This is a genomic window from Rhodococcus sp. C26F, assembly GCF_053345925.1.
Genome location: NZ_JBKFBA010000040.1, coordinates 12,394 through 34,317 on the forward strand (window position 1 = coordinate 12,394; position 21,924 = coordinate 34,317).

The following is a 21,924-nucleotide window of genomic DNA, read 5'->3' on the forward strand; positions in this document are numbered from 1 at the left end:
TAGCCGCTCCATTACGCGGGTACCTCCGTCGCGGCGGTCTGGTTCACACTTGCCGTCGATGTGACTACTGTGGCTACTTCGTGCCCGGAGGCGATCACGTCCCCAACCCTGGCGGTGACCGCGCCGACGACGCCGGCTGCTGTCGAACGGATCACGTTCTCCATCTTCATTGCTTCGACGGTGGCGATCGGATCAGCAGCGGCGACTTCCTGGCCGGCAACGACGTGCACAGCAAGAATCGTCCCAGCCATGGGGCTCACAACCGCTCCCCCGTCGTGTGCGGCACGCGCCGCAACACGCTCGCGTCGAGGCCGTTTGGCAGCCGGAGCGATCTGCTGTCCATCGACCTTGACTCCGCGGGGGACTCGGATGACGCGGCCCCCGACCTCCACGAGACCCTCTGCGAGTTGTGGGCGGTCGTCGGTTGCCGCAACCGACAGGGTCGGTTCGAGTACCGATTCGAACCAGCGGGTTCCCACCCCGCCACGCACGAACTCCGGTGCCGTCAACACAGCCATGTCAGCGGGCAGTGTGGTCGGCAGCCCTACCACCCGTACGTCGGCGAGAACACTCACGGCACGTCGAATTACCTGCTCGCGTGTCGGAGCTGTGATGACGAGTTTGCCGATCATGCTGTCGTAACACGACGAGACCGTGTCTCCGGACTCGTACCCGGCATCGAACCTCAGCCCGACACGATGGGGAACGGTCAGTTCGTCCAGTATGCCTGCGACGGGAAGGAATCCGCGAGCAGGGTCCTCCGCGTTGATTCTGACCTCGATAGCGTGACCACGGGGCTCCGGTGTAGCGGAGACGGTGAGTCGGTCGCCGGACGCGATCCGCAGTTGTTCGGCGACCAGATCGAGACCGGTGACAGCCTCGGTGACCGGATGTTCGACCTGAATCCGCGCGTTCACCTCCAGGAAGTAGAACTCGTCTCCGGCGACGAGAAACTCGACGGTCCCCAGTCCGATATATCCCGCGTCTCGACTCAGCCTTACTGCGGCACGGTGGATTTCATTGCGTAGTCCGGCAGGGAGGTGAGGCGCAGGCGCCTCCTCCAGCAGCTTCTGGTTCCTGCGCTGCACGGAGCAGTCGCGATCGCCGAGGGCGACAACATTGCCGTGGGTGTCGGCGGCGATCTGGACCTCGACGTGTCGGGCATTCTCGATGAAGCGTTCGATGAAGATCTCCCCGTTGCCGAAGGCGCTCGTTGCCTCGCGGATCGCACTCGTCACCGCGGACTCGACTTCGGCTTCCGCGCGGATGACCCGCATCCCACGACCACCGCCACCTCGTGAGGCCTTCACCACCAGCGGCCAGCCGTACCGATCGGCGAAGCGGATGATGGTGGCGGTGTCTGCGGCCGGCAGGTCGGAGCCTGGAACCACGGGCACTGCGGCTGCCACGGCTGCCCGCCGCGCCTGCACCTTGTCGCCGAGCAGGTCGATGGTAGATCTGTTGGGGCCGACAAAAGTCAGTCCCGCATCTGTGACCGCCTCTGCAAAGGAGCCGTTCTCCGACAGGAACCCGTAACCGGGATGGACGGCATCCGCTCCGGCCGAGACAGCAGCCGAAACAACCGCATCGACGTCGAGATAGGGGATGGCGGCATCGGACCGAAGGACAACGACCTCGTCCGCGAATCGAACGTGCAGCGCAGTCTGTTCCGTCTCGGAACAGACTGCCACGGAGGTGAGGCCCAGCGCTCGGCATGCTTGGCTCACTCGCACCGAGATCTCACCTCGATTGGCAATGAGGACCTTCTTCATGAGCGGGCTCCTAGATCGGTGAGATCGCACGAAACTTCGGGGGTGAGGTGCGCTGTCGTCGCGTGGGCGTGCGTTTGAGCTTCGACACCAGCAGATTCCTGGTCGCGCTGGGCGTAATTACGTCGTCGATGCCGAATCCGGACGCGGCGGCGAGCGGCGTGATGTGCTCCGAGAACTTGTCGTGCAAAGTCTGCCGGTATTCCTCGGGGTCGTCGGACGACTCGATCTCGCGTCGGAAGGCGATGTCGAGTGCGCCGTCGACAGAGGTGGCACTGATTTCGGCTGTCGGCCATGCAACTGCCAAATCCGCCGAGAAGCTGCGACCACCGCACATCGCGATGTACCCGGCTCCGTAGCCCTTCCGCATCACGACGCTCAGTCGCGGCACGGTCGCCTGCCCGAGCTCGAAGAACATGCGCCCGCTCCTGCGTGCCAGGTTGGAGTCCTCTGCGGCGCTGCCACCGAGGAACCCTGGCACGTCGACTAGATAGACCAAGGCAACACCGAATGCATCGCACAGCGAGACGAAATGAGCCACCTTGTCGCAGGCAGGGCTGTCCAGAGCACCACCGAGGTGCAAGGGTTGATTGGCGACGATCCCAACGGGACGACCACCGAGACGGGCAAAGGATGTCACGACGTTCGGCGCGTGACGCGGCCTAAGCTCGAACATGCTTTCGGCGTCGACGAGTGCGTCGACAACATCGAGCACGTCGTACGCAAGCTTCGGATTGATCGGCACCACGTCGTCCAGCGATACGGCGGTGTCACTGACCTCCGGCATGGAGTCATGGGGTGGCTCCTGTCCGGAGTTCGACGGGAGGAACCCGAGAAAGGCCCGCATCGCGTCGAAGGCCTCGTCTTCCGAGTCCACAGCAAGGTCCACGACACCACGTTCGGCCTGAATGTCGGCCCCACCGAGTTCTTCCTTCGACAAGACCTCACCCGTCGCTGCCTTCACCAGAGCAGGCCCGGCGATACCGATGGAGGAGATACCTCTTACCATCACGACGAAGTCGGAAAGTGCCGCGAAGTTCGCAGGGCCGCCGAACCCGGGTCCCAGCACCGCCGACACGATCGGGACAAATCCCGACAGCGCAACCATTTCCTCGAACAGGGCGAATCCCGCCGCGAAGTGCCAGGAGTCCAGGCCCTCCTGCAGGCGATGCCCGCCGCCGTCCAAGAGAAGGATCATGGGCGTACCTTCTCGGCGCGCCGACTCGGCAAGGCGATGCATCTTGAGTCCGCCTGCGGTGCCGTTGCTCCCGCCCGCCACGGTGAAGTCGAACGATGCCACGGCGACCGGCCGACCGTCCAGGTGACCCCATCCCGTGACGACTCCGTCTGCGGGAGCATCGATCTCACCGTCATACGCTGTATCTCGTGTCGGTGCAACCAACGCGCCGAACTCCGTGAACGAGCCTGGGTCGACCAGTCGGTCGATACGTTCACGGGCCGTCAACTTGCCGAGACGATGCTGACGCGCGACGGCATCCGACCGACCACCATCCAGCCCGGCCTGCCGGACTCTTTCGACCTGACCCGACGCTCTGCACGAGTTCGATTCCGCCATGGGTCTCCTCACCTCCGTATGTAGCGTTGACGGTAATGTCAACGCGTGGAGATCGTCAATGGGCGAGACCCCTCGGACAGGTATGCGCAGCTTGTGAGTCAGGCGTGAAGGGCAATGACCCGTTCATAGAGTCGGGACAGGCTTGCAACCAACTCCCGACGACCCTCTGGCCTGGTGCCCAGGCGGCGCCCGTGGTGAAGCAGGACGGCGGTCATCGCCTCCGCCGCCATGCCGGGCTCCACCGCTGGATCGCACGCGCCCTGCTCTTGCAGGCGCTCGATGAACCGGGCGCCGCGGTCGATCTGCCCCTTCCACAATCGATCCCAGATCTGCGCCACGCGCTCGTCCTCTCCTGCGCGCATTTCGATCAGGCGCACAAAGCCCGAACGTGAAGAGTAGAGCTCGAGTGCCGAGTCGATCGCGTGGGCGATGACCGCCCTCGGGTCCCGATGGTCGGCGCGCGGAGCTCGCTGAGCCTTCTCCGCCGCCTCCACCACGGATTCGGCCAGGGATACGAAGATCTCGTCGCGCGACTGGAAGTACACATAGAAGGTGGCTCGCGACACCCCCGCAACCTCGGTTATCCGCGCAATAGAGGCCTTGGCGTATCCGGCGTCGACGAACACCGACTCCGCAGCCTCGAGGAGGCGGGTGCGGGTAGCACTGTCACTCCGGTCGTAGTCGGTGCGTTTGAACCATGCCGATCTCGCCTCGGTCACGTCGAGAGCCTCCCGTCTGCAGTTCACGCGCTGCGCGCCGTACTGACAGTCTGTCCTATCCCGCGAGAGTGTGACATCACCCCCGAAGCACCGCTCCGACGTCTGTTGACATCACTGTCAACGCCACCTAATGTGACCAGCGCCACGGAACTCGACCAGGAGGATTCCAATGACCCCTGCGGTCTCCCTGCCCGCCATCATCGAAGAACGCAGCAGGACGAATCCTGACGACACCTTCCTCGTCGAAACAGTCTCCGGAGCGAGTTATACCTACGCCGAGATCCACCTCGCCGGCCTCGCGTGGGCCAGCGCGCTGTCCCGGCTCGGCATCGAACCGGGACACACCGTCACAACTCTGCTGCCACCCTGCGCAGACGCAGTCAGCGCGTGGATCGGCATCTCGTGGTTGCGCGCATACGAAGTGTCCGTCAACACGGGATACCGCGGCCGAATGCTCGAGTACATCCTCGGCGACTCGCAGTCGAAGGTCGCAATCATCCACGCGGACTACGTGTCCGAGGTGATCGCGGCCCTTCCCCAGGCGCCGAACATCACCACGCTCGTCGTCGTGGGCCAGGCATGCGTGGACACGCCTAATCTCACGGTGATCGCGGCAAGCGACTTGGTGGGTGCGGTCGACGAGCTAACTCTCACCCCGCCGGCGCCCCACGACATCGCCGCGATCATCTACACGTCCGGGACCACCGGTCCGTCGAAGGGTGTGATGCTGCCGTGGGCTCAGGTCGCCGCCACAGCGGACGGCATTGCTCCGACACACCTCTTCGGCTCCGAAGACGCTTTCTATTCACCCTTTCCGATGTTCCACATGAGCAGCAAAGGTCCCCTCGTTTCCATGGCGAAGGTCGGCGGTCGCTTCGTCATGAAACCCCGATTCGACACCAAGACCTTCTGGAATGACGTCGACCGGTTCCAAGTGACCACCACCATCCTCCTTGGTGCAATGGTGCAGTTCCTCCTCAGCAGGGACGAACTGCCAACCGACGCGGACTCCTCGCTCAGAGATGCCCTGATGCTCCCGCTCCCCGACGACCTCAGCGGATTCGAGAAGCGTTTCGGCCTGCGTGCACGCACCACGTTCAATATGACCGAGACATCGTGCTGCATCCTTAGTGACGGCTACAACGTGGCAAACAGCACAACCTGTGGCGTCCTGCGTGCGGGCTACTCCGCCCGGATAGTCGACGAACACGACCACGAGGTTGCCGACGGCGAGACCGGCGAACTCATCCTCCGTTCGGACACACCGTGGACACTCATGGCGGGCTACTGGAGAAAACCGGAAGCTACGGTGGCTGCCTGGCGCAACCAATGGCTGCATACCGGGGACATCTTCAAAAAAGACTCCGACGGAAACTACTACTTCGTCGACCGACTCAAGGACGCAATCCGCCGACGAGGCGAGAACGTCTCGTCGGCGGAAGTCGAGGCCGACGTCAACACTCATCCGGCCGTGCTGGAGAGCGCGGCAATTGCCGTTCCGTCTGACCAAAGCGAGGACGAGATCATGGTGTTCGTGGCATTGAAGGACGGACACAGCCTGACCCCAGGGGACCTCGTCAGCCACCTCGAAGAACGTACGGCACCGTTCATGGTTCCCCGGTACATCGAGATCGTCGATAGCCTTCCGAAGACCCCAACCCAGAAAATCCAAAAGGCCAAACTCCGCGAGCGTGGCATTTCATCGGACACCTACGATCGAGGCGACGGGCGCCGGTCCGCCGCAGTCGGCAATTGATCGGGCTGGAGTCCACGACGAGGACGAGCTGGGACAATTCGGCCACCGTTTCCCGAACGAGTTGTCTACCTAAGAGATTCGTTGAGCGTCGTGACACACTGCGACGAGGGCGGCATCGCAAGTTTTCGACATCTTCTCCTATCACTTCGCGGATGCAGATTCAGTCGTTGCGGATTCACCAGTGCGGTCTTGATGTTGGCGCCACGGGAAATAACTGGTGATGGACACCGTGCCTGACCTCAATGTCCTGTTCGTAGATCCCGGACAGCGTCTTGATGCACGAGAGCAGCAGGTAGTGAGCATCCACTATGGTCCCTCTTCCCGCGCATAACGAGGCGCAGTGAGAGTTCCTGTACTGGAACGGTCTTCGATCACAGAGCCGATCAACCAAGTGAAGGTTGTTCCGGCGCGACCGACCGTCTCGACCCAGCCGAATGCGGACAGACAAGTCTTCACTCTCTGGATACGCTGACATAAGCCGTAAGGACAGAAGTCAGTTCACGGTACGCAGCGGCATCGTCGAGACCGGTGCCGGCACGGACCCCGCCTTGCTGGATGCGCACCATCATCGTTGCAGCGAGATCTGCAATAAAAGCCACATGCACCTGGCGGAACTCTCCAGCGATCACCCCCTCGGTGATCAATTCCTGGACGCGACGGGCGGCGATGCGCGTGTTGCGTTCGTAGACCTCGCGTGCCGGGGCGAAGGCGTCCAGGTCGTTCATGAACTTGTCCGACGCTGCGGCGAGTGCCTCGCCGACCGCGGTCAGATATGCCGCGATGCGGTCGGACGATCCCGCGGCCGCCACCTTCGTCTCCACCTGTTCGGTTGCTTGTTTGAAAAAGTGCACTGTGGCCGCCGTGACCAGCTGCTCCTTGCTTCCCGCAAGGGTATAGAGCGTGGATTTGGAGCACTGAAGGCGGGCCGCGATCGCATCGAGGGTCAGATGCGCGAAACCTTCGGCGAGGAACAGCTCCACAAGCCCGTCGAACAGTTCGGTGCGGCGGGCGGTGGCGAACGACGAGCGAGGATCCATACGACCGATAGTACTTGGGGACGGATTGCAGTACTGCCCCGTCGACAGTACTGTGAAGCAGAATCGAGTACTGCCTTTCGTATCTATCGAGGAGAATCCTGTGGCCGTCGACCGCCTGCTGCCCACCGACGAGGCCCGTGACCTCATTCAGCTCACCCGCGATGTCGCCGACAAGGTGCTCTCCCCCATCGTCGACGAGCACGAGAAGTCCGAGACCTATCCCGAGGGTGTGTTCGCCACCCTGGGCGAGGCCGGGCTGCTGAGCCTGCCGTACCCCGAGCAATGGGGCGGCGGTGGCCAACCGTACGAGGTGTACCTGCAGGTCCTCGAAGAAATCGCCGCCCGCTGGGCCGCGGTCGCGGTCGCGGTCAGCGTCCACAGTCTGGCCTGCCACCCACTGATGGCGTTCGGCACCGACGAGCAGAAGCAGCAGTGGCTGCCGGACATGCTCGGCGGCGCCACGATCGGCGCCTACAGCCTGTCCGAACCGCAGGCCGGGTCCGATGCGGCCGCCCTGACCTGCAAGGCCGCCGCCACCGACGGGGGATATCGCATCACCGGCGCCAAGGCCTGGATCACCCACGGCGGTATCGCCGACTTCTACAACCTGTTCGCCCGCACCGGCGAAGGCTCGAAGGGTATCTCCTGCTTCCTCGTCCCCAAGGAGACCGAGGGACTGAGCTTCGGCAAGCCCGAGGAGAAGATGGGTCTGCACGCCGTGCCCACCACCTCGGCGCACTACGACAACGCCTTCGTCCCGGAAGAACGCCGCCTCGGCGCCGAAGGGCAGGGCCTACAGATCGCCTTCAGCGCCCTCGACGCCGGTCGCCTGGGCATCGCCGCCGTCGCCACCGGCATCGCGCAGGCCGCGCTCGACGAGGCCGTGGCCTACGCCCAGGAACGCACGGCGTTCGGCCGCAAGATCATCGACCACCAGGGCCTGGGCTTCCTGCTCGCCGACATGGCCGCCGCCGTCGACTCGGCCCGCGCCACCTACCTCGACGCCGCCCGGCGCCGCGACGCGGGCCTGTCGTACTCGCGCAACGCCTCGGTCGCCAAACTCGTCGCCACCGACGCCGCGATGAAGGTCACCACCGACGCCGTGCAGGTCCTCGGCGGCTACGGCTACACCCGCGACTTCCGCGTCGAACGGTATATGCGCGAAGCCAAGATCACCCAGATCTTCGAAGGCACCAACCAGATCCAGAGACTGGTCATCAGCCGCCACCTCGCCGGCTGACCCGCCGCCCCTCCCCTACTGCCGAAAGGTCACCTCATGACCAGCACCGTGATCGTCGCCGGCGCCCGCACCCCGATGGGACGCCTGCTCGGCTCGCTCAAGGACTTCTCCGGCGCGGACCTCGGCGGCATCGCCATCAAAGGCGCACTCGACAAGGCCCGGGTATCCCCCGAGCAGGTCGACTACGTCATCATGGGCCAGGTCCTGACCGCAGGAGCCGGGCAGATCCCCGCCCGCCAGGCCGCCGCCGCAGCCGGCATCCCGATGGACGTGCCGGCCCTGACCGTCAACAAGGTCTGCCTGTCCGGGCTCACGGCAATCGCGATGGCCGATCAGCTCATCCGCGCCGGCGAGTTCGACATCATCGTCGCCGGCGGCCAGGAGTCGATGAGCCAGGCACCGCACCTGCTCGAGAGCAGCCGCGCCGGCTTCAAATACGGCGACGTCCCGCTGCGCGATCACATGGCGCACGACGGACTCTACGACGTGTTCACCGCACAGGGCATGGGCAACCTCACCGAATACGCCAACATCGACGAACGAGCCGTCTCCCGCGAAGAGCAGGACGCCTTCTCCGCCGCCTCCCACCAGAACGCCGCGCGAGCCTGGAAGGACGGCGTGTACGACGACGAGGTCGTGCCGGTACCGGTCCCACAACGCAAGGGTGAGCACGTCCTGTTCACCGCCGACGAGGGCATCCGCCCCGACACCACCGTCGAGACACTCGCCGCGCTCCCGCCCGCATTCGCGAAGAACGGTACCGTCACCGCCGGATCGGCCTCCCAGATCTCCGACGGCGCCGCCGCCGTCGTCGTCATGAGCAAAGCCAAAGCCGAAGAACTCGGACTGTCCTGGATCGCCGAGATCGGCGCCCACGGCGTCGTCGCCGGCCCGGACTCGACACTGCAATCCCAGCCGTCGCGGGCCATCGTCAAGGCCTGCGCACGTGAGGGTATCGCGCCGACGGACCTCGATCTCGTCGAGATCAACGAAGCATTCGCCGCCGTCGGTATCGCCTCGGCCCGCGAACTCGACCTCGACCGGACACGCATCAACGTCAACGGCGGCGCCATCGCACTCGGCCATCCCCTCGGGATGTCCGGTGCGCGCATCGTGCTGCACCTCGCGCTCGAACTCGGCCGTCGCGGCGGCGGCACCGGTGTCGCCGCGCTCTGCGGTGGCGGCGGGCAGGGCGACGCCCTCATCCTGCATGTGCCCTAGGCACCCAACCGGTCCCAATAGCCTTCAGCTGCAGGAAATCCTCCGGTCCTTCCGAGACAGGAAGATCTTTATGAACATCGGTGGAGCCGTCACCACCGGCGGTACGTTCGGTCTCGGACGCACTGCTGTCCCAGCCCTGCACACGCGGCACTCGAACGGTGTTGACTGACCTATCGAGTTCGCGCGCTCGGACATCGCAGCAGCTCTTGATGAGAGGCGTGGGTAAGAGCACGCACTTTGTCGCTGTCGATGTCACCTCCGTGGGGAGCTCACCGCGGCGGTCGATTCCGCCGCGGATCTTGGCAATTTGCGTGTGCCGGTCAACTGCACAGATATCGCCACCCGGCCAGGCCTTGAGCCAATAGCCGGTAGGGCAAGAGGGGCACGTTCCGCGGTCGTACTGGATTGCGGACAATGCATCGGTGTAGGACTGATCATCGATGGGCGACCGTATACGGGTGCCACCGGAACTGCCGGTGTCGTCGGGTCCACAGGGGGAACGCCCCTGGATGAGCCCGAATTCTCGTCGCTATGGCACGCAGCACATCGAGACCCTCCATCACAGAATATGATTCGTGACATTGTCGACCGAATTGCCTACACTGCCCTGCTGATCGAGGCGATTGTCGACCCAGAGCTGCTCATCATCAGTGGACTCAGTTCCGAGCTGGAGGAACTCGGCAGCGCTCTGCAATCACGAATCACCGAATTGCGGCCACTGCCCAGACGAGACCGTACGAAGACCGAGCTTTCTCACATCGGTCGAGAACACCGAGTTCCGGTTATCGTGGCGCTTCAGCAACTCGATGAGGACATTGCAGCTCTGCTGCACACATCGAGTTGAGTTGACAACGGGTCCAGCCCTCTTGCGCGATAATGCTTGGTCTGGTTCTATTTTCGGGCGCCGTCGGCACGGGCAGTCGATGCAGCCACGGCTTCGGGGGACTGATGGCCTTTGCCGCTCCACGATTCTGAGCTGAGCAGATAAGGCGGTAAGCCAGGGCTCGACTCGCTTGCCGCCACCCCGCCCCGTCCCGTCCCAGTACCGCTGAAACACGCCGCTTGGTGGTTTCGACTCGTTAGGACAGCATTCTCGTCTTCGAAGCGGCCGAGCTTCCGCTCAAGGATCTCCGATTCGCTACCAGGGCTGGGCTGTTGGGCTTGGGGCCGTAAGAACCGCCTCGCCCCCATGGTCGATGAACCCGCGAACATTCTCCCAACCAACAAGCCGTATCGAAGCGTCTGTGTTCGGCAACCCGGGCCCGGGACCCGACCGGAAAAGGAACAACACGATGGGCAACGAGACGGAAGCCGGCACTGAACGCTTTCATTATCAGGTTCGAGGGCCAGATCACCCCGAGTGAGAACTAAGAGCGTGTCTCATGTGGATCAATTGGGTTGTGGTGCATGATGTGATCCGTGGTCGATGAGTTGTCTTGCTCGAGCAGTTCCGGTGCGCGGTCGATCGGTTGCCGCGTGGCTGCATGGACGAGGTGCAACTCCTCCTCGACTCCGATCCTGCGCGGTGCCGCGCGGGTCATGGCTCGACCGAACTGGCAACGACGGAAATCACGAAGAGCATGCGGAACTCGTTTCCCCGGGTACGCGAACCGGACGACACGCCACCGGAGCTGTGCGCGCGACCGCTCCCAAACCTTTCGATTTCTTCGCCAGCCGTTCCGACCGCCGAGACTGCACTCGCAAGTCTAAAAGGACTTCGGGCTCCGTTCTGCAACAACGGACGACATGGATACCGTGCAGCCTCCCGGCAGAACAGATCGCACCTCCACGGAGTGTTCGAGGTGATAGGCAGCCACGTGCAGCCCCGCACCGACCGCGGCCAGCGCCGCAAATACCAGAATGCGTCCGTATCCGAAACCGAACGGCCGTGACCGCCGGTGGTGCAGCACGACGCCGAAGGGGAACTGAAATTACACCCACCACAGACCGAACGTCAGACCGACTCCTGCCAGGCCCGTCACTGCGGCGGTCACATCCCATCCCTGCAGTTCGACGACAGCGCTCAGCGACGCGACCGTACCCACGATCACCTCACCAAGCGCGATGATGGTGAGCAGGCTATACCGCTCGGCGATGTGATGCGGATGCCATGGAGTCCGCGTGGCGCGCTCACCGAGAACGGGGCCGAGCAACTCGAGCAGGATCAGCGGGACGGTCAGCAGGAAGGTCTCCCACACTGGGACATCGACGAAAATCAGCACGATCCAGCCGACCGACTGCAGTACTGCCCTGCCGATCCAGGCGGACATGCTGCCCTTGTCCACAGGACGCAGTCGCATGCGGGTGAGGGTCAGCGGGCTGATAAGGTAATACGCATGGGACTGATCGAGATAGACAGAGCCTAGCCACCGAATTGCCGGTGGCTTTCACTTGAGCGGCGATTCTCCGCATCAGTGAATGTTCGTTCTCCGACACGTGCGGGAGTCCGTCCCATTCTGGGATGTCGACACCCGCGTAGTCCTCACCGGCACGTTCGCCTCGCACCGACCTCGGTCCTGAGTGCACGATTGCGAATATGGGTTCTGCCTTTCGGGGTGTGCCGTCTGTTCCTTCCTGACTGTCGAGCGACAGCTCCGCGTCATGGGAGCCAGTTCCGTGCTGCCCATCCGGTGTGACCTATCGCTTCATCGGCAGGCCCGTGGCCGGTTGTCCTGTTCACAACTGCTCACGAAAGGCTTTGCCATGCAGGCCCGCAAGTCCCCCGCTCCCACCTCTCAGCACCGCGTTCGCCGAAAGACCAGCATTCATGCGACCTGGCGACGCCAGTTCGGCACAGGCATCGGCGCCGACCACGGCACTTGCACGCGAACTACGTTGCGGCGTCGTCTCCAGCTACCGCCCCTATCGACACAGAACTGATTCCTGTCACACCCACCGGCGTCTGACGGCAGAGAAAGAGAAACACAGCAGTGTCTACGAAGTCCGCTATCACCCTGCACAATGTGACGTTCGAATGGCCCGACGGCACTCGCGCGCTTGCCGGTGTCGACGGCACCTTCAACACCGGCCGGACCGGGTTGATCGGCCGCAACGGCGCCGGAAAGTCCACCTTGCTCCGCCTCATTGCAGGCGAGCTGCACCCGACCTCCGGCCACATCGACACCAGCGGCGAGGTCGGCTACCTGCCGCAGACGCTCACGCTGCGGCAGGACACGACGATCGCCGAGCTGCTCGGCATCCAGCCGATTCTCGACGCGATGGAGGCGATCGAGTCCGGTGACGCCGATCAACGCCACTTCGATGCGATCGGCGACGACTGGGATATCGAGACCCGGGCCGACGAGGCGTTACATCAGGTCGGGTTCTCCGCTGCAGACCTCGACCGTCGCGTCGTCGAGGTTTCTGGCGGCGAGGCCATGCTCATCGCGATCACCGGCCTGCGCATCCGTCGTACCCCGATCACCCTGCTCGACGAACCCACCAACAATCTCGACCGCGCGACGCGCACGAAGCTCGCCGAGTTCGTCGACCAGTGGCCGGGCACCCTCGTCGTCGTCAGCCACGACCTCGAGCTGCTCGAGCACATGGACAACACCACCGAGCTGTACAACGGGACGCTGAAAACGTTCGGTGGCCCGTACAGCGCCTGGAAGGAACATCAGGAGCAGGAGCAGGCCGCCGCGGTGCAGGCTGCGCGTTCTGCTCAGCAGGCCCTGAAAGTGGAAAAGAGGCAGCGCGTCGAAGCGGAAACCAAGCTCGCGCGCCGGGAACGGACGGGCAGGAAGACCCAGAAAGATGGTGGCATCCCGAAGATCCTCGCCGGCAACCGCGCCAGCAAGGCCCAGGCGTCCGCCGGCTCCCTGCGGTCGACGCTCGACGACAAGGTCCAGGCCGCGCAAGCCGCGGTCGACGCGGCCGACTCGCGCGTCCGCGACGAGGAACACATCCACCTCGTCCTGCCCGATCCTGATGTGCCTCGCGGTCGGCGCCTGGCGGAACTGGAGGACGAAGACCGCACGATCATCATCCAGGGTCCGGAACGCGTGGCACTCGTCGGCGCGAACGGCGTGGGGAAGTCCACCTTGCTCGAGCAACTCGTCCAGCAGACCGAGCCTGTGGCCGGCCGGCCCCACGGCCGGTTGATCACGGACGCCGTCGGCTTCTTACCCCAGCGCCTCGACGGGCTCGACGACGACTCCAACGCGATCGAAAACGTGCAGGCCGTCGCACCGGAGACTCCGGCCGGAACCATCCGCAACCAACTCGCCAGGTTGTTGCTGCGTGGTGACAGCGTCGATCGTCCGGTGCGGACGCTCTCCGGTGGCGAACGGTTCAGGGTCCTGCTCGCGAGGCTGCTCTTGGCCGAGCCTCCCGCCCAGCTGCTGATCTTGGACGAGCCCACCAACAACCTCGACATCACCAGTGTCGAGCAGCTCGCCGAGGCCCTCGACTCGTACCGCGGGGCGCTTCTCATCGTCAGCCACGACGTCGCCTTCCTGGAACGGATCGGCGTCGACACCGTGATCGAGCTCGACGACAATGGAAGGATGCATCAGCGCCGAGAGCTCGGCGTCTGAATCCGTCGAGCCATCCTCAACGGCAACCGCAGGAGGTGGGCCGCCCGTCGGTCGATCCGCCTCCTGCGACTGGATTTTCGTCACCAGGGTGGCTGACGGGGGTGTCCGTGCGGATGAGACGGGCGTTCTTGCGGGCACCATCCGCGCATGCTGACGGCGCCCGTGATGCTGTTGCAGGCCGGCACTTACTGCGATATCCCCTTCTGGGGTATGCGTAAAGACTCCACCCGGCGCGGCGCACGAGCACACCGACCAGTTCTCCCAGCGCGGCGGGCAACGCGGTGCGCCGGTTACGCCGTCATGTAACCGCCGTCGACGGGGAGCACCGATCCAGTGACGTAGGACGCGGCCGGCGAGCTGAGGAAGACCACGGCGCATGCAACGTCCTGCGGAATCCCCCACGCCCCCAGCGGGGTTCGGTGCAGTATCTCCGCGTTGGCTTGCGGATCCTCCATATGTCCGCGTCCGAGCGGGTGTCGATCCATCCCGGTGCCACGGCGTTGACCCGGACACCGTCGGCCGTGTAGGCCTGACGAGCGACTTCGTCAGTTGCACGAGAGCACCTTTCGACGCCGCGTAGGCGGGGATGAAATTGCTGCCGAATGTCGAGTACATCGAGACGACGTTGACGATCGACGCCGCGCGCCCGGCCATGCGCGGACGTGCGAACGTACTCAGACGCATCGCCGCGGTGAGGTTGACCCGCAGCACACGGTTCCAGCCGTCCGGTGTGTGTTCGGATCCATCCTCAAGCGCAATTCCGGCGCAGTTCACCAGTACGTCCACATCCCCATTCATTCCAGCAGATCGGCGAGGGCTGTGTCGTCGGTGACGTCGGCATGGACGACGGTCACCGCCTCACCGCTCGTGTCGGGTTCGTGCCCCGGTGCCGGTAGACCCATGGCCCACACGTTGGCACCGAGGGCGGCGAAGGCCGACGCAATGCCGGCGCCGATGCCGGAAGTACCACCGGTGACAAGCACGGATCTGCCGGCGAACAGATCGGCGCGAAAGACGTCGGTTCTTACCGAACCCGAGGGATTCATCGGCTCTCTCCTCCACATCGCACGAAAGTCTTCACGCCACGGGTGCCCCCTGCGGCCATCGCGGTGAGCCCGGCAACCGCCGATACCGAGTCCGTATCTGCGCCCGGGGCAGAGATACTCGCTTCGACAGCTATCTCGATGAGGATCCCGTCGAAGACTACTTGATTCAGATGAGGCCAACGACGAACGTGGGAGCCCCGCGCCAGGTCAAACACACGTCGGGTCGGTGACCTGACGCCGCGCGCCGAAGCATCAGCATCTTCCACCCGTCACGGCCGCGGCGGTAATGATCTACTGGACGCCATGACGGCACGGGACACTCCGGCGAACCTGACCGAGGTACTGCTGGCCGGTCCGCGCGGTCGTCGTCTTCTCCTCGAATACGCGCAGATCGCCGACGACCGTGCACGCGACGAACACACCCTGGACTCGTTCTCGTCGGGAGTCTTCTACGCCACCTACCGCATCGACGTGGCACGCGGAACCGCAGGCGTGCTCTACGGCCCCGGCGCCGACCAGCCCCTCCCGGACATCTCCCCCGAGGACGTTGCGCGACGATTGGCGAACGTGCCGCTGCCCGCAGCGACCGAGACAGACCTGCGCACCGTGCTCGCAGCCACCACCGATTCCGCCCGGTACTGGCAAGAACCCGACGGCGACGACATTCTTGCTGCAACGGAGCCGATGCGCCCGCAACTGCGACGCATCGCCGAGCACCTCACCGCATCCGAGCACGCCCGATGGTGGAACACCGCCATCGTGCGGGACGAGCAGTGGTCACTGGGCTGGGTCGAACCTCACGCCAGTGTCCCTCCGGTCGGGCACGCGCTCGCCAGATGGCGCGAGAAGGCCATCGCCGAGGAGAAACGAGCAGCACGGGAACGACCCACCGACCCGACGGCCAACTGGTCCGGGGTGTGGTGGTCCACACCACTCGGCGTCCCGTGCTCCACACGAGCACTGGACGACGGTTCACCCGCATGCCTGTGGTTCGTCGAAGACTCCGGCGGCGAGAACCATGCCGGGGCGCGGCGACACCTCGTACCCGGCACCGTCGACGTACTCGAAATCGACGGGCCCGAGGACTGGGCGCAACTCTGCCGACGATTTCCCCTCGAGGTCACCGCACAGAAACGCCACGACTGGTACCGCACCACCGGCCGCGACGGATCGTGGGTGCTGCCCGACTGGCAGGCCGTCGCCGAGGTGCACGGCGGAGTGCACCTCACCGTCGCCGGCTACCTCGCCGCTGCGGGCATCGCCATCGACGTCGACGGTGATGCGGCGTCGGTGATCGCAGGTTGGGCACCCGACGAAACATTCTGGCTCACCGACGACGTTCACGCCGACGGCGACATCGTCGAATGGGTGCGCGACGACCACGACGAGGCGTGGTCCGAGATCTGATTGCTCGGTTCGAATGGCGCGTCGGCGCAGTGAAAGCGTAACGGCAGGATCACCTGAGCGCTGTACGGACCTGTCCTCGTCCTCGCTGGCCCGGGGCACTTTTTCAGGGTCCCGTTACTGACACGAAATCGAGAAACTGACACCGAGATCGAGAACCTACAACAACGGATAATCAGACAGGCGTGTGGCCGGGCCCCATAATCACTCACGGTTGCTGCCGGGTCGGTGACGTAAATTGCCGTTTCGGAATCACTTTCCCGAAACCAGTCGCAGGGCTTCGTCGGACACCTGGCCCACTCGGCCCGTGAGACGCCGACTGCGGTTTCTACGGCCCACCAACGCAATCAGCGCGACGAGCGAGAGCACCACACACACGACAGTCACGATCCCCAACGGCAACACGGCCGACGCTCCGCCGAGACCGACGAGCGGAGCAGCGACGCCGCCGAGACCGAACCGGGCGAGACCGAGAACCGAGGACGCAGTCCCAGCAAGTTCGGGGTACTCGGCAAGCGCGAGCGACGCAGACGGCGGAGCAGCGAACGCCACACCCGACGCCAAGACGAACAGGGAGACGAGCACCACCGACAGCGGCAATCCCATCAGACCTGTGGCCAGGAGTCCGACCGAGCCGAGGCCGGTCACGGCGACACCGACGGCGAGGGTGCCACGATCGGACCAGCGCTCAGCAGTGCGGCCGCCGATCCAACCAAAGACCATATAGCCAGCGGAATTCGCGCCGAACACCACCGAGTACCCCTGCGGAGACAACCCGTAGCCGTCCTGCAGGATGTAGGTCGCGCCGGACAGGTAGGCGAACAGCGCGGCGTGGGTAAGGCCACAGATCAGAACGGCACCGACGAACACTTTGTCGGCGAACAATAGCCGGAAGTCGCTGCCCGACTGTTTCATCCCGCCGGTAGTGCGCATGCCCCTGGGCAGGGTCTCCCGATAGAAAGCAAGAGTGGCGATCATGATGAGCGCACCGAGACCGGCAAGGAACACGAAGATGCCACGCCAGTCAGTGATGCGGGCGAGCTGACCACCAAGAACCGGGCCGATGACCGCAGCGAGACCGCCGAGGACGGTGACTCTGCCGTAGAAGCGGATCAGCGCGCTGCCGGAGTAGACATCGCGGCCGGCCGCTTGGGCGATGACGATGCCCACCGCACCGGCGAGGCCCTGGACGAGGCGCGCGGCGATCAGCGTCTCGATCGTCGGGCTGATCGCGCACAAGAGCGAGGCCGCGATGTAGGCGACGAGACCGACCATCAGCGGGGCCTTGCGGCCGAAACGATCCGACAGCGGTCCGGCGATGACCTGACCGACGGCAAGGCCGACGAGGCACGCGGTCAGGGTGAATTGTGCAGTCGAGGTCCCCGCACCGAGCTCCTGTGTCAGAGCCGGGAGAACGGGAAGGTAGAGGTCCATCGAGATCGGACCGAAGACGGTGAGCACAAGCAACAGAGTCGCGAGGACAGGACCGGCCTTGCGGGCGGTGTCGGACATGCGGAGTCTTTCATGAAGGGTAGGGACGGAATCGGCACAGCCGACAGAAGGCAGTGAGGATCCGGCGCCGGAGCGTTCCGGAGGCCGATGCTCCGCTCTCTCAAGGGGTAAGCAGCACCTTGGTCGCGCGACGCTCGTCCATCGCCTTGTAGCCCTCCGCCGCCTGATCGAGCGGAAGGGTGAGGTCGAAGACGACGCCCGGATCGATCTGGTCGGTCATGATCAGCTCGATGAGCTCAGGCAAGAACCGGCGCACCGGGGCGGGGCCACCGAGCAGGCTCACGGTGGCGAAGAACAGGTCCTGGCCGTCGAGCTCGACGCCGTGGGAGACACCGACATAGCCAACGTGCCCGCCGGGCCGGGTCGCGCCGATCGCCTGGAGCATCGACTCCTGTGTGCCGACAGCTTCGATCGTGGAGTGCGCACCATAGCCGCCGGTGAGCTCCTTGATCCTCGCCACACCCGCCTCCCCGCGCTCGTCGACGATGTCGGTCGCGCCGAAGCGGCGCGCGAGTGCCTGGCGGTCGGCGTGGCGGGACATCGCGATGATCCGCTCGGCGCCCAATCGCTTCGCGGCGAGGATCCCGAGCAGCCCCACCGCGCCGTCTCCGACCACCGCGACGGTCTTGCCGGGACCGACCTCGGCGGCGACAGCCGCGAACCAGCCGGTGCCGAGCACGTCGGAGGCCGCGAGCAGGCTGCGTGCCTGGGCCGCGGTGGGCTCGCCGGGCACCTTTACGAGGGTGCCGTCGGCCAGCGGGATGCGGGCGTACTCGGCCTGGGTGCCGATCGCGCCCATCATCACCTGGTGGACGCATCGGGACTGAAAGCCCGCCTGGCAAATTTCGCAGGTGTTGTCGGAGGCCACGAACGAACCCACGACGTAGTCGCCGACTTCGACGTTCGTGACGTCTGCGCCGATCTGCTCGACGACGCCGATGTATTCGTGCCCCATCGGCGCGTTCTCTACAGGCTCCGCGCCGCGGTAAGGCCACAGATCCGACCCGCAGATGCAGGAGGCGGTCACGCGGATGATCGCGTCGGTCGGCTCTTCGATGACCGGATCGCGGCGGTCCTGGACACGGACGTCTCCGGGAGCGTGCATGACAACACCACGCATGGTGGGGTCTCCTTCACTTGTTCGGTGGGCGGCTATCGCCGACGCACGGCGGTGCCAGGACCGGTTGCGGCACGGCTATCCCGCAGCCATGCCCCCAGCTTTCTCCTGATTTCCCGCATGAGGGAGTCCCGGCCGATGGGGGTACCACGAGGGACTGTCTCGTAGCACTTCGTGTGCCTACCGTGGAGACATGGACAATCGAGCACAGGTGCGTGAGTTCCTCACCACCAGGCGCGCTCGGGTGACCCCGAATCAGGTCGGGCTGCCGGAGGGCACGAATCGTCGTGTCACCGGCCTGCGCCGCAGCGAAGTCGCCGCCCTCGCAGGTGTGAGTGTGGAGTACTACACCAAGCTCGAGCGCGGTGCGATCAGCGGGGCGTCCCCGGAGATCCTCGACGCCCTCGCCAAGGCGCTGCTTCTCGACGACGCTGAACGTGCGCATCTGTTCGACCTTGCCCACGCCGCCAGCCCCGTCGCCCGGCCGCCGCGCAAGCGCAGTCCGAAGAGTTGGCGGCCGCATCAGAGCCTGCAGTGGATCCTCGATGCCGTCACCGCCGGTCCGGCGTTCGTGCGCAACGGTCGCATGGACATCCTCGCTGCCAACGTCCTCGCGAGGGCGTTCTACAAGGACACCTTCGACATGCCCGGCCAGCCGCCGAACATCGCCCGGTTCACCTTCCTCGACGAACGCGCCTACGAGTTCTATCCCGACTGGGACATGTTCGCCGACGTCACGGTCGCGATCCTGCGCACCGAGGCCGGCCGCGACCCGCACAACAAGGAGCTGCACGACTTGATCGGTGAGTTATGCACGCGCAGCACCGAATTCCGTTCCCGATGGGGTTCGCACAACGTCCGTCACCACGGCACGGGGTTCAAGACCTTCCACCACGATGTGGTGGGCGAGATGACGCTCGCATACGAGGGCATGCAGATGGAGTCCGAGCCCGGCTTGTCGATCACCGTCTACGCCGCCGAACCGGGCTCGGACTCCGCGGAGCGCATGCAACTGCTCGCCTCATGGGCCGCCGGCGAATACAGCGACACCGCCCAGATCCCGGACGCAGAGAAGTCCGAACGCTGACGGTCGCCCAGCACTCAGCCGGCGGACCTCTATCGCGCCCCCTGCCCGTCCAGCTTGATGACGCCATCGAGATCGTCGGTGGCGCCAAGGCGGATCACATCGCCGGAATAGTCCATCCCGGCGACGCCGTAGAAGAAGCCGAGATTGCGCCATGGCGGTGCAGGAGAACAGGTCACCGACCCGAGGGGTCCCTGTTGGTACCCCTTCCCACAGGGGCTCCCGCACCGCCGCGCCCAGCCATAGCGTCGAAGCATGAGCGAGAAGACCATGGAATACAAGCACCTCGGCCGCTCCGGACTGCGGGTCAGCAGAATTGGGCTCGGAACAATGAACTTCGGCGACGCCACCGACGAAGCGGAAGCGTTCGAGATCATGGACCGCGCCGTCGAGCGAGGCGTGAACTTCTTCGACACCGCCGACGTAGGTCAGAGGCTGACAGTTTTGTGCGGCCTCTCACCTGGGGTCGTTGTCAGTCTATGCCATCAGGCTTGTCAATCTTCCCTGCATCTCGACAAAGAACGGTGTAGCTTCTCGCCGAACTTGTCAGTAGTGCAGCGCGTGGACCTGCAGTGTTCCGAGTTCGTGTCAGTCAGGGATTCTCACGATCTTGTCGGAATCCTCGGATATTCCGGGCAGTGCGTCCGCTGGTGACTGCCGTGAACTGCAGAAACGCTGAGCCGAGTGTGTCCTACCGACACGAAATGCGGAAACCGACATCGGATCGTGGAACCTGCAAACGGTGTAGGTTTCCGCCGGGCTTGGCAGTAGCGTGGCGTCCTGGTCTGCGGTGTTCCAGATTCGTGTCAGCCAGAAATTCTCACGATCTTGTCAGGATCCTTGAATCTGTCGACAGCAACGCTGTTTCAGTCCCGAAACCGTCAATTACCGAGCTGCTCGGGCAGTGTGCCCGTAATGATCCGGCAGGCTTCGGTGATGATTGTGTGGACGACTGCTCGGCAGCTGGCGACATCGTCGATGAGTCCTTGGGCTTGGCTGGCCCACCACATGCCGCCTTCGACGTCACCGTTGGCCAGCACCTGCTCGCGTCCGCGCGCGCCGGACGCCAGATGGGCGATGTCATCGAATGTGGCTCCCGGTCGACGGGAGATCTCAATGATCTTCTCGGAGATCGAGTTGCGTGCGACGCGGGCGGTGTTGTTGAACTCCCGGAACACCAGCCGCGTGTCGCGTTCGGTGTGGGCGACTATTTGCTGTTTGACGTTGTCGTGGATGGGTGCCTCGATGGTGGCCATGAATCGGGTGCCCATGTTGATCGCCGACGCTCCGAGGGCCAGAGCGGCGACGAGGCCGGATCCGGTAGCGATGCCGCCGCTGGCAATGATCGGGATCGACAATGCCTTGGCTGCGGCGGGGATGAGGACGAGGCCGGGGACATCGTCGTCGCCGGGATGACCGGCGCATTCGAAACCGTCGATGCTGACGGCGTCGACTCCGAGGTGTTCGGCTTTGACGGCGTGACGGACGGAGACGGCCTTGTGGATCACCTTCACCTCGGCGGCCTTGAAAGCGGGCAGGTGCGGTGCAGGGCTACCGCCGGCGGTTTCGACGATGGTGATGCCGCTGTCGATGATCGCGTCGCGGTACTCGTGGTAGGGCACCGGGTTGATGGTGGGCAGGATCGTCAGGTTCACCCCGAACGGTTTGTCGGTCAGGTCGCGGCAGTGGGTGATTTCCTTGACGAGGGCCTCGGGGGTGGGCTGCGTCAGGGCGGTGAGGAATCCGAGGGCGCCGGCGTTGGCGACGGCACTGATCAGATCGGCGGTGCCGACGGCGGTCATCCCGCCACAGACGATCGGATGCTCGATCCCGAAGGTGCGGGTGAAGGCATTGGCGAACATACGTTTCCTCGGTTCTGTCGTTGGGGGTGGTCGGGTTGTACCG

Annotated in this window: 19 protein-coding genes and 2 pseudogenes; 9 read left to right on the forward strand and 12 right to left on the reverse strand. The window is 64.6% G+C overall.

Annotated elements, in window-relative coordinates:
- Positions 1–11: 11 nt before the first annotated feature.
- The 3 genes from ACLBYD_RS25840 to ACLBYD_RS25850 form a co-directional block, all read right to left on the reverse strand.
- Positions 12–1,772 (reverse strand): acetyl/propionyl/methylcrotonyl-CoA carboxylase subunit alpha, encoded by a 1,761-nt coding sequence (locus ACLBYD_RS25840; RefSeq protein ID WP_447818649.1) that lies wholly within the window; start codon positions 1,770–1,772, stop codon positions 12–14.
- Between the two features lie 10 nt (positions 1,773–1,782).
- Complete coding sequence (locus tag ACLBYD_RS25845; RefSeq protein ID WP_447818650.1) at positions 1,783–3,345, reverse strand: acyl-CoA carboxylase subunit beta; 1,563 nt, start codon at positions 3,343–3,345, stop codon at positions 1,783–1,785.
- 98 nt (positions 3,346–3,443) lie between these two features.
- On the reverse strand, positions 3,444–4,064 hold the full coding sequence (locus ACLBYD_RS25850) for a TetR/AcrR family transcriptional regulator (protein ID WP_447818651.1): 621 nt from the start codon (positions 4,062–4,064) through the stop codon (positions 3,444–3,446).
- A gap of 169 nt (positions 4,065–4,233) precedes the next feature.
- Here ACLBYD_RS25850 and ACLBYD_RS25855 point away from each other — a divergent pair, with 169 nt between their 5' ends.
- Complete coding sequence (locus tag ACLBYD_RS25855; protein ID WP_447818652.1) at positions 4,234–5,820, forward strand: AMP-binding protein; 1,587 nt, start codon at positions 4,234–4,236, stop codon at positions 5,818–5,820.
- A gap of 452 nt (positions 5,821–6,272) precedes the next feature.
- On the opposite strand, the gene ACLBYD_RS25860 is transcribed toward ACLBYD_RS25855, so the two are convergent.
- Positions 6,273–6,857 (reverse strand): TetR/AcrR family transcriptional regulator, encoded by a 585-nt coding sequence (locus ACLBYD_RS25860; RefSeq protein ID WP_447818653.1) that lies wholly within the window; start codon positions 6,855–6,857, stop codon positions 6,273–6,275.
- A 100-nt stretch (positions 6,858–6,957) separates the two neighbouring features.
- Here ACLBYD_RS25860 and ACLBYD_RS25865 point away from each other — a divergent pair, with 100 nt between their 5' ends.
- From ACLBYD_RS25865 to ACLBYD_RS25880, 4 genes and pseudogenes are all read left to right on the forward strand, one after another.
- Complete coding sequence (locus tag ACLBYD_RS25865) at positions 6,958–8,097, forward strand: acyl-CoA dehydrogenase family protein (RefSeq protein WP_447818654.1); 1,140 nt, start codon at positions 6,958–6,960, stop codon at positions 8,095–8,097.
- A 36-nt stretch (positions 8,098–8,133) separates the two neighbouring features.
- The gene (locus ACLBYD_RS25870; RefSeq protein WP_447818655.1) at positions 8,134–9,318 is read left to right on the forward strand and encodes an acetyl-CoA C-acetyltransferase; all 1,185 of its coding nucleotides are present in this window, start codon (positions 8,134–8,136) and stop codon (positions 9,316–9,318) included.
- Positions 9,319–9,886: 568 nt separating this feature from the next.
- Entirely contained in the window at positions 9,887–10,162 is a 276-nt protein-coding gene (locus tag ACLBYD_RS25875; RefSeq protein ID WP_447818656.1) for a hypothetical protein, read from the forward strand.
- A 359-nt stretch (positions 10,163–10,521) separates the two neighbouring features.
- Positions 10,522–10,689, forward strand: a pseudogene (locus tag ACLBYD_RS25880) (IS256 family transposase); the annotation flags it as partial.
- A gap of 560 nt (positions 10,690–11,249) precedes the next feature.
- On the opposite strand, the gene ACLBYD_RS25885 reads toward ACLBYD_RS25880, so the two are convergent.
- Positions 11,250–11,618, reverse strand: a complete 369-nt coding sequence (locus tag ACLBYD_RS25885; RefSeq protein ID WP_447818657.1) for a low temperature requirement protein A — start codon at positions 11,616–11,618, stop codon at positions 11,250–11,252.
- Between the two features lie 630 nt (positions 11,619–12,248).
- Here ACLBYD_RS25885 and ACLBYD_RS25890 point away from each other — a divergent pair.
- Positions 12,249–13,856: an ABC-F family ATP-binding cassette domain-containing protein gene (locus ACLBYD_RS25890; protein WP_447818658.1), complete on the forward strand. Its 1,608-nt coding sequence runs from the start codon at positions 12,249–12,251 to the stop codon at positions 13,854–13,856.
- 290 nt (positions 13,857–14,146) lie between these two features.
- Here the strand turns inward: ACLBYD_RS25890 and ACLBYD_RS25895 are convergent, their stop codons facing one another.
- From ACLBYD_RS25895 to ACLBYD_RS25905, 3 genes and pseudogenes are all read right to left on the reverse strand, one after another.
- Positions 14,147–14,341, reverse strand: coding sequence for an SDR family oxidoreductase (locus tag ACLBYD_RS25895; protein WP_447818659.1), 195 nt, complete (start codon positions 14,339–14,341; stop codon positions 14,147–14,149).
- 40 nt (positions 14,342–14,381) lie between these two features.
- Positions 14,382–14,654: pseudogene (locus ACLBYD_RS25900) on the reverse strand (SDR family NAD(P)-dependent oxidoreductase); the annotation flags it as partial.
- On the reverse strand, positions 14,651–14,902 hold the full coding sequence (locus tag ACLBYD_RS25905; protein WP_447818660.1) for an SDR family NAD(P)-dependent oxidoreductase: 252 nt from the start codon (positions 14,900–14,902) through the stop codon (positions 14,651–14,653). The gene ACLBYD_RS25905 and the pseudogene ACLBYD_RS25900, both read right to left, overlap by 4 nt.
- Positions 14,903–15,205: 303 nt before the next feature.
- Here ACLBYD_RS25905 and ACLBYD_RS25910 point away from each other — a divergent pair, with 303 nt between their 5' ends.
- Positions 15,206–16,309 carry a hypothetical protein gene (locus ACLBYD_RS25910; RefSeq protein ID WP_447818661.1) on the forward strand — a complete coding sequence of 368 codons (1,104 nt, stop codon included), beginning with the start codon at positions 15,206–15,208 and terminating at the stop codon, positions 16,307–16,309.
- Positions 16,310–16,558: 249 nt separating this feature from the next.
- Here ACLBYD_RS25910 and ACLBYD_RS25915 read toward each other — a convergent pair whose 3' ends face one another.
- A complete protein-coding gene (locus ACLBYD_RS25915; RefSeq protein WP_447818662.1) occupies positions 16,559–17,818 on the reverse strand; it encodes a multidrug effflux MFS transporter in 1,260 nt (419 codons plus the stop codon).
- Between the two features lie 100 nt (positions 17,819–17,918).
- Positions 17,919–18,938 carry a zinc-dependent alcohol dehydrogenase family protein gene (locus ACLBYD_RS25920; protein WP_447818663.1) on the reverse strand — a complete coding sequence of 340 codons (1,020 nt, stop codon included), beginning with the start codon at positions 18,936–18,938 and terminating at the stop codon, positions 17,919–17,921.
- A 190-nt stretch (positions 18,939–19,128) separates the two neighbouring features.
- Between ACLBYD_RS25920 and ACLBYD_RS25925 the strand changes: the two genes are divergently transcribed.
- The gene (locus ACLBYD_RS25925; protein ID WP_447818664.1) at positions 19,129–20,022 is read left to right on the forward strand and encodes an MmyB family transcriptional regulator; all 894 of its coding nucleotides are present in this window, start codon (positions 19,129–19,131) and stop codon (positions 20,020–20,022) included.
- A 29-nt stretch (positions 20,023–20,051) separates the two neighbouring features.
- Here the strand turns inward: ACLBYD_RS25925 and ACLBYD_RS25930 are convergent, their stop codons facing one another.
- A complete protein-coding gene (locus ACLBYD_RS25930) occupies positions 20,052–20,198 on the reverse strand; it encodes a hypothetical protein (protein WP_447818665.1) in 147 nt (48 codons plus the stop codon).
- A 76-nt stretch (positions 20,199–20,274) separates the two neighbouring features.
- Between ACLBYD_RS25930 and ACLBYD_RS25935 the strand changes: the two genes are divergently transcribed.
- Positions 20,275–20,673 carry an aldo/keto reductase gene (locus tag ACLBYD_RS25935; protein WP_447818666.1) on the forward strand — a complete coding sequence of 133 codons (399 nt, stop codon included), beginning with the start codon at positions 20,275–20,277 and terminating at the stop codon, positions 20,671–20,673.
- A 227-nt stretch (positions 20,674–20,900) separates the two neighbouring features.
- On the opposite strand, the gene ACLBYD_RS25940 is transcribed toward ACLBYD_RS25935, so the two are convergent.
- The gene (locus ACLBYD_RS25940) at positions 20,901–21,881 is read right to left on the reverse strand and encodes an NAD(P)H-dependent flavin oxidoreductase (protein WP_447818667.1); all 981 of its coding nucleotides are present in this window, start codon (positions 21,879–21,881) and stop codon (positions 20,901–20,903) included.
- Positions 21,882–21,924 lie beyond the last annotated feature (43 nt).

Bases quoted from the DNA above. Each gene is read 5' to 3' on its own strand.
- ACLBYD_RS25895 (WP_447818659.1), bottom strand. From the start codon at position 14,341: ATGGATCGACACCCGCTCGGACGCGGACATATGGAGGATCCGCAAGCC.
- ACLBYD_RS25925 (WP_447818664.1), top strand. From the start codon at position 19,129: ATGGACAATCGAGCACAGGTGCGTGAGTTCCTCACCACCAGGCGCGCT.
- ACLBYD_RS25845 (WP_447818650.1), bottom strand. From the start codon at position 3,345: ATGGCGGAATCGAACTCGTGCAGAGCGTCGGGTCAGGTCGAAAGAGTC.
- ACLBYD_RS25870 (WP_447818655.1), top strand. From the start codon at position 8,134: ATGACCAGCACCGTGATCGTCGCCGGCGCCCGCACCCCGATGGGACGC.
- ACLBYD_RS25910 (WP_447818661.1), top strand. From the start codon at position 15,206: ATGACGGCACGGGACACTCCGGCGAACCTGACCGAGGTACTGCTGGCC.
- ACLBYD_RS25915 (WP_447818662.1), bottom strand. From the start codon at position 17,818: ATGTCCGACACCGCCCGCAAGGCCGGTCCTGTCCTCGCGACTCTGTTG.
- ACLBYD_RS25840 (WP_447818649.1), bottom strand. From the start codon at position 1,772: ATGAAGAAGGTCCTCATTGCCAATCGAGGTGAGATCTCGGTGCGAGTG.
- ACLBYD_RS25920 (WP_447818663.1), bottom strand. From the start codon at position 18,938: ATGCGTGGTGTTGTCATGCACGCTCCCGGAGACGTCCGTGTCCAGGAC.
- ACLBYD_RS25860 (WP_447818653.1), bottom strand. From the start codon at position 6,857: ATGGATCCTCGCTCGTCGTTCGCCACCGCCCGCCGCACCGAACTGTTC.
- ACLBYD_RS25940 (WP_447818667.1), bottom strand. From the start codon at position 21,881: ATGTTCGCCAATGCCTTCACCCGCACCTTCGGGATCGAGCATCCGATC.
- ACLBYD_RS25855 (WP_447818652.1), top strand. From the start codon at position 4,234: ATGACCCCTGCGGTCTCCCTGCCCGCCATCATCGAAGAACGCAGCAGG.
- ACLBYD_RS25875 (WP_447818656.1), top strand. From the start codon at position 9,887: ATGATTCGTGACATTGTCGACCGAATTGCCTACACTGCCCTGCTGATC.
- ACLBYD_RS25905 (WP_447818660.1), bottom strand. From the start codon at position 14,902: ATGAATCCCTCGGGTTCGGTAAGAACCGACGTCTTTCGCGCCGATCTG.
- ACLBYD_RS25935 (WP_447818666.1), top strand. From the start codon at position 20,275: ATGAGCGAGAAGACCATGGAATACAAGCACCTCGGCCGCTCCGGACTG.
- ACLBYD_RS25885 (WP_447818657.1), bottom strand. From the start codon at position 11,618: ATGCGACTGCGTCCTGTGGACAAGGGCAGCATGTCCGCCTGGATCGGC.